Annotated in this window: 5 protein-coding genes and 1 pseudogene; 1 reads left to right on the plus strand and 5 read right to left on the minus strand. The window is 67.9% G+C overall.

Features of this window, described 5'->3' with window-relative positions; genetic code table 11:
- The 4 genes and pseudogenes from VN520_RS33120 to VN520_RS33130 all read right to left on the minus strand — a co-directional run.
- A pseudogene (locus tag VN520_RS33120) lies at positions 1–565 on the minus strand (hypothetical protein); the annotation flags it as partial.
- A gap of 4 nt (positions 566–569) precedes the next feature.
- Positions 570–1,109 carry a lasso peptide biosynthesis B2 protein gene (locus VN520_RS39755; RefSeq protein WP_414720028.1) on the minus strand — a complete coding sequence of 180 codons (540 nt, stop codon included), beginning with the start codon at positions 1,107–1,109 and terminating at the stop codon, positions 570–572.
- Entirely contained in the window at positions 1,001–2,182 is a 1,182-nt protein-coding gene (locus tag VN520_RS33125) for an asparagine synthase-related protein (protein WP_325750643.1), read from the minus strand. The genes VN520_RS39755 and VN520_RS33125 overlap by 109 nt, the downstream gene beginning before the upstream one ends.
- 14 nt (positions 2,183–2,196) lie before the next feature.
- On the minus strand, positions 2,197–2,448 hold the full coding sequence (locus tag VN520_RS33130; protein ID WP_325750644.1) for a PqqD family protein: 252 nt from the start codon (positions 2,446–2,448) through the stop codon (positions 2,197–2,199).
- An 80-nt stretch (positions 2,449–2,528) separates the two neighbouring features.
- Here VN520_RS33130 and VN520_RS33135 point away from each other — a divergent pair, with 80 nt between their 5' ends.
- A complete protein-coding gene (locus VN520_RS33135; protein ID WP_325750645.1) occupies positions 2,529–3,653 on the plus strand; it encodes a nucleotidyltransferase family protein in 1,125 nt (374 codons plus the stop codon).
- 424 nt (positions 3,654–4,077) lie between these two features.
- On the opposite strand, the gene VN520_RS33140 is transcribed toward VN520_RS33135, so the two are convergent.
- Positions 4,078–5,369 (minus strand): glycosyltransferase (locus VN520_RS33140; RefSeq protein ID WP_325750646.1); only part of this gene is annotated, 1,292 nt, incomplete at its 5' end.

Consider the following 5,369-nt stretch of genomic DNA (forward strand, 5'->3'; position numbering starts at 1 on the left):
CGCGGAGCCGGGACTCCAGCCCGCCGCGGTGAACCACCACATCACCGTCCGCAGGGAACTCCACGCGCAGCACGTCGTCGGTCACGAGAGGGTGGCCAGCGAGGGCCAGGAGAGTGGCAGTGGTGGACTTCCCCATGCCCGACATTCCGACGAGGGCAAGTGCCTGCCCGCTGATGTCGACGGCACTGGCGTGCAGGGCCAGGCGGCCGCGCATGATCAGGTGCAGGCTGACGACCGATCCGGCGATGAGGACCGGAATCAGTCCTTCGTCGGCTTGGCCGTCTGCGTGTACCCGGACGGAACCGATCTCCGCGTCTGCGCGCATCAAGCACAGTCCTGGATAGCGGAGCGTCACGCCGTCTGCGTCAGCGGTGAACGAGTAGAACACCCGCCCGTCGGGCGCCTCGGCCAGAGCGAGCTGCTCGCTGCCGGGTCGGTCCTCCTCAGGTATCCCACGAGGCGAGCCCCGGTGGACGACGATGTCCGGATCACCCGGGGTGGCGGACGGATACATCGGGAGCGGGTAATCGCTCTCGATCAGCAGCCCGTGCGCTGCATAACGCACTCTGTCACCCCTCATCGCTCTTCGGGACAGCCAGGGTCGCAAATCGCGCGGACGTGGGATCGAGTGATGCTCCGTCCACCTCCAGCCATGAGTGCGCCGAGAACGCCCCGCTCTCTGCCCGTCGGACTCCGATGCGGATGACTGGATGGAGGCTCCGCAGGGCTCGCGCCAGCAGGAGGCACTGCCGCAGGCAGGTGTCCCCGAATGGCCACCACCTGGTTGCCCGGAGGGCAGATCGAACCTGGGGTGCATACACCTGGGGCACGTGCCACAGCCCGGATGCCGGGCTCCCGGACTCCAGGTCCAGTTGCACGGCGAGTATGCGGCACAGTCGAGGCAGTGGCAGCAGGCGGAGCCCGATCTCCACTGCGACGAGAAGCGCCAGCCACCTCACCGTGAGCAGGGCAGCGACCGCCCGCCCGGTGAGCCGCACCGTCACAAGATGCCCCGCTGGGCCAACCACACGGACTGGACGAGTCCTGACATCTGAGGATGGAACTCTCGGGCCTCCCATGCCGCCTTCAGACGCCCGACGTCCACCCATTTCTGGTTGACGCCCTGCCCCCTCCAGGCGTCCACCGTCGCGATGGTGTGCCGGTTGAAGCGCGACTGCGTGAAATTGGCCTTCGTCCTGCGACCGTAGAGCTTGTCCGGGAGCAGGTCTTCGCCCAGCAGGCGAGTGGCGTAGCCGCGGCTCTGCGGTCCTCTCCACCCCCCGTGGGCCGCCAGGGCGGAGATGACGCGTGGATGTGCAAGCGGCGACACGAGAGTGCAGCCGTAGCGCTGGCACACCTGGGCGAGGTTGGACATGCCCAGAAAAGGCCCGCGCCAGAACGGGGTCCGCCAGAGATTCCGGTCATACCGCAACCGGTCCCGCAAGGCATCGGCTGCAGCAAGCCTCCGCCATCGACGCCGGCCCTGCACGCTGAGCCATGACGGGTACCGGCCGCCGGCCCTGGTAGCAGCTGCGACGAGAAGTCGGGGCGAGCCGGCCTGCGCGACAGCGCGCCAGTACCTCGTGGACAGCCCCCGGCCGCGCCGTCGCACCGCGCCGGCGAGAACGGTGGCCCGGCGCTCTCCCAGGATCGCGTCCCCGTACTCGCCCGACAGGATTGTCGCCCCCGGGTTTTCCCCGGCAAGGGTGATCATGGTGGCCATGTTGGGCGGCCAGACCGAGTGACCGAGTTGCTCGAGGAGCGGGGCCATGACCGGCCCTACGACATCCAGCTCGTCGGTGATGTTGCGCAGTCGCCAGTCTGGCTGCAATCCCAATCCACGAAGGTGCTCCATCACCAGTTCCTGCCAGGAACTTTCGTCACTCTCGGGAATGCCGGGGTGTCGGAACGTAAACGCTGTTGGCAGGGTCGAGCCGGTTTCCCGTGCAACGGAACAGGCTACGGCCAGGACGAGCGAGGAATCCCGGCCGCCGGAAAAGGGCACGACGCAGGCCCCTTGGAGAACCTCCTGGCGCAAGACCTCGCGGAGAGCTGCGGCTGGCGACTCATCCGGCCACTCGACCAGGGGGCTCGGTGCAGACACCTGACCGTGGACCCAACCGCTCGCGACCTCGAAAGACGTGGGCACGTACCAGCCGGCGGTCATCTGCGCAGCGCCCATGGGCAGCTCTCCGCTCACTCCAGAAGACCGGCGTCCCGGAGCTGGCCGAGAAACGTGAGCGCGTCCCTGCGCACTGTGGCCTCGTCGACCTCGTACTGCTCCAACACGGCGGCGATCAGTTCCTCCTCTGTCCGGTCCACTGAAAGCAAGTTGACGATGTCAACGCCGACGCCGCTGACTGACAGATAGCGGGAGGAGCGCAGGTCTAGGAGGATGATCTCTCCGCTCAGTTCACGCGCGGACAAGCCCTCTGCTCTCAATCGCATCAGTGACACCTGTTCCCGATCGGTGGGTTAGGGAGGTTACGGCACGCTGGGCCGGCCGCAATTGCTGGTTAACTCCGCCCATGCAGGTGGCCTGGAGCCTCGACGGCGCCGAGACGTTCGTCCTCGAAGCGATCCGCAGCTTCGCGACAGACCGCGCGTGCCCGACACCCCCCGCCGATGAGCGCTGGCTCGATGTCGCGTCCAGGGCTGGCGTCCTGTCCGTCGTGCTGGACGCCGTCGGCCGGGCGGGTCATCCGCTGCCTGCGAATGCGTCCCGCAGTCGGTACTTCGGAGTGACGACCCAGCTCCGGGCGCGTGCCGAGCTGGCCGCGCTCATCCGCGCACTAGGGCCGACCACCGTTCGCTGGGTGGTGCTGAAAGGCCCGATCCTGGCCGACATCGTGTACCGGCGCCCCGCGGTCCGGACATACACGGACCTGGATGTCCTGGTGCATCCGCACGACCTCGGGGAGGCGCTCGACGCGCTCGAAGGCGCCGGGTTCGAACTGGTGGACCGCAACTGGGAGCTGGTCGCGCGGTCAGGCCGCGGGGAGATCAACCTGACCATCCCGAACGGCGGGTTGCTCGACCTCCACTGGCATGTGGTGAACGACGGTCGCGCCCGGAGCCAGTTCTCTGTCGACGTGCGCTCGATGGTCAGTCGGCGCGTGACCGTCGACATCGACGGGCTGTCGGTCCCAACCCTCGATCCGGTCGACACCATCGTCCACCTCGCGTTGCATGCGAGCCTGTCCGGCGGCCACCGGGCACTGTGGCTGCTGGACCTCCAGCAGGCCGTTCTGCATGGTGGTTGCACCGTCGAGGAGTTGCGCGAACGGGCGCAGGAAATGCGGACGGATCTGGTGGTGCAGGTAATGCTGGCGCGCGCTGCGCGGTACGTCGACCAGCGCCTCGAGGAGTGGGCGAGCGACATCCGGACCCGGGTGAGCTGGACACGGCTCTGCGAGATGGTTTCAGGCTCGGCTCCCCCGCTGGGGGTCAGGCCTGGCAAGCACACAGGTCGCCTCGTGTTCTCCGCGACGCGAGCCACCACTGGCAGCAGTGCCGCTGCGGTGATCCGGTCGGCCGGTCAGCGCGGCATTCTCATGCTCCGCAAGCCGGTCACCCGCGAGACGCTTCATGCGTCCGACGGAACACCGGCGGACCGCGCACTCTGGATCGCGGGCGCTCGTCTGTCGGAGTAACCCGTTCTGTCGGGCGTGGTGTCTACTCACCCAGCCATTCGGCACCCTCGTCGCGCGGCGGCGCCAGCCCCTGCGACGGCGAAACCGCCGAGTATGCATCAGGCGGTTTCCCCGCGCATGGCCAACGGTTGGGGCTGGTGAGGTCGACGACTTGGAGATGCTGCGCCACGCGCCTACAGTTTGCGGAACGTCGCCGAGCCAGAGGCTCGGCCATCAGCGCGGGGGCGGAAAGCTGTGGACAAGAAAACGTACTCGGACAAGAAGACCTACTCGACTCCAATGTTGATGATCATTGGTTCGGTGCGGGATTTCACCTTGGGTAACCTGGAGGGTGATGGCCTCGATCAGACCTTCCCCACCCGCACCCCGGTGGCGAAGCTCCGCTTCTCCTAAGTTCTCAGGCGGACCAACGTCAGTACCGCCCTCACCTCTCACTAGGCGATCGGGCGTCTGATGGCTGAGCGATCACGGCTCGGCGTGCCAGCTGCGCCAGCGTGGTCATCGTGTCGGTCGCCCGTCCGGCTGCTCTAGTCCAAGCCAAGTTCCGCCGCAGCAGTGGCAGTGCGAACGGCCGGTACCCACCGAGCAATCGCGCTGGCACGCCGAACTCCTGGCGAGCCCGGTGCCGGCGGGTGGCCGTCGCGGTCACCCTGGGCCCGGGGGTGCCGCCCAGCGAGGCCACTCGCTCGTACAGGTCCGCCTGGCGCTCCGCGACCGCCCCCCACGTCATCTCCCTGGTTCGGGTCAGGGCTGCCTGGCGCAGGTGGCTGAAGCGCTCCGCGGAGTCGAGGAGGGCTTCGACGCCGACGGCCAGCCGATCGACGGCTCCCTCCTCGACGAGGATGGCGGAATCCCCGGCCACCTCCGGAATGGCTCCGGACCGGTAGCCGGCGACCACGGCGCCCGAGGCCTGGCCTTCGAGGATGATGCGCCCGAACTGCTCGACCCAGGTTTCTGTTGCCTGGCTGGGCACCAGGACGACGTGCAGGCTTCGGTACAGCTCAGCGAGGCCCGTCAGTGGTTGCCAGGCCACGAACTCCACGGCGTCAGCCACCCCGAGATCGCGAGCCAGTGAGCGGGCGGTCCCCTCCTCTGGTCCTGAGCCGATGACGAGCAGCCGCGCACGTCGCCGCGCCCGGACGTGGGCGAGCACGCGAATGGCGTCAGACACACCCTTCTCCGGAACCAGGCGACCGACGATGCCGAGCCGAGTTTCGTCGTCGGCGGCAGATTGTTCGCCTGGGGAGTAAAGGTTATCGATTCCCAGCGGTAGAACGTCGATGATGCCGTCGAACCCTTTGCCCCGGGCAACGGACGCGGCCTGCCGCGAGCATGGGTAAAGCGCCTGGACGCGCCGGTAGGCCGCCGTCTCGAACTGGGCGAACGGCGGCGGGAAGCGTTTGTCCACGTTTTGGGCGGTGTACATGGTTACCGGCAATTCGCCAGCGGCGGCGAGCCACTGGCGTGCGGCCTGACTTACCGGCTCCTCGTGCAGGTCGAGCACGTCAGGTCGGGCGCCCCGGATTACCTCGCTCAGCGCCCGGGGATCAGCGTAGCTGTGCCGGTTGACGTCACCAGGCCGTCGCACCGGAAGCTCAATGATCCGAAAAGGCTCGGCCTGAAGGCTTTCCTCTGCGCCGTGTGTCGGCCAGCTGGACGGCACCACGAGCGTGATCTCTATCCCGGCCGCGGTCAGAGCGCGATCCCGCGCCCGGT

The organism is Streptomyces sp., assembly GCF_035563135.1.
In the GTDB taxonomy this organism is placed as follows: domain Bacteria; phylum Actinomycetota; class Actinomycetes; order Streptomycetales; family Streptomycetaceae; genus Streptomyces.

Bases quoted from the DNA above. Each gene is read 5' to 3' on its own strand.
- VN520_RS39755 (WP_414720028.1), bottom strand. From the start codon at position 1,109: ATGGGTGGACGTCGGGCGTCTGAAGGCGGCATGGGAGGCCCGAGAGTT.
- VN520_RS33125 (WP_325750643.1), bottom strand. From the start codon at position 2,182: ATGGGCGCTGCGCAGATGACCGCCGGCTGGTACGTGCCCACGTCTTTC.
- VN520_RS33130 (WP_325750644.1), bottom strand. From the start codon at position 2,448: ATGCGATTGAGAGCAGAGGGCTTGTCCGCGCGTGAACTGAGCGGAGAG.
- VN520_RS33135 (WP_325750645.1), top strand. From the start codon at position 2,529: ATGCAGGTGGCCTGGAGCCTCGACGGCGCCGAGACGTTCGTCCTCGAA.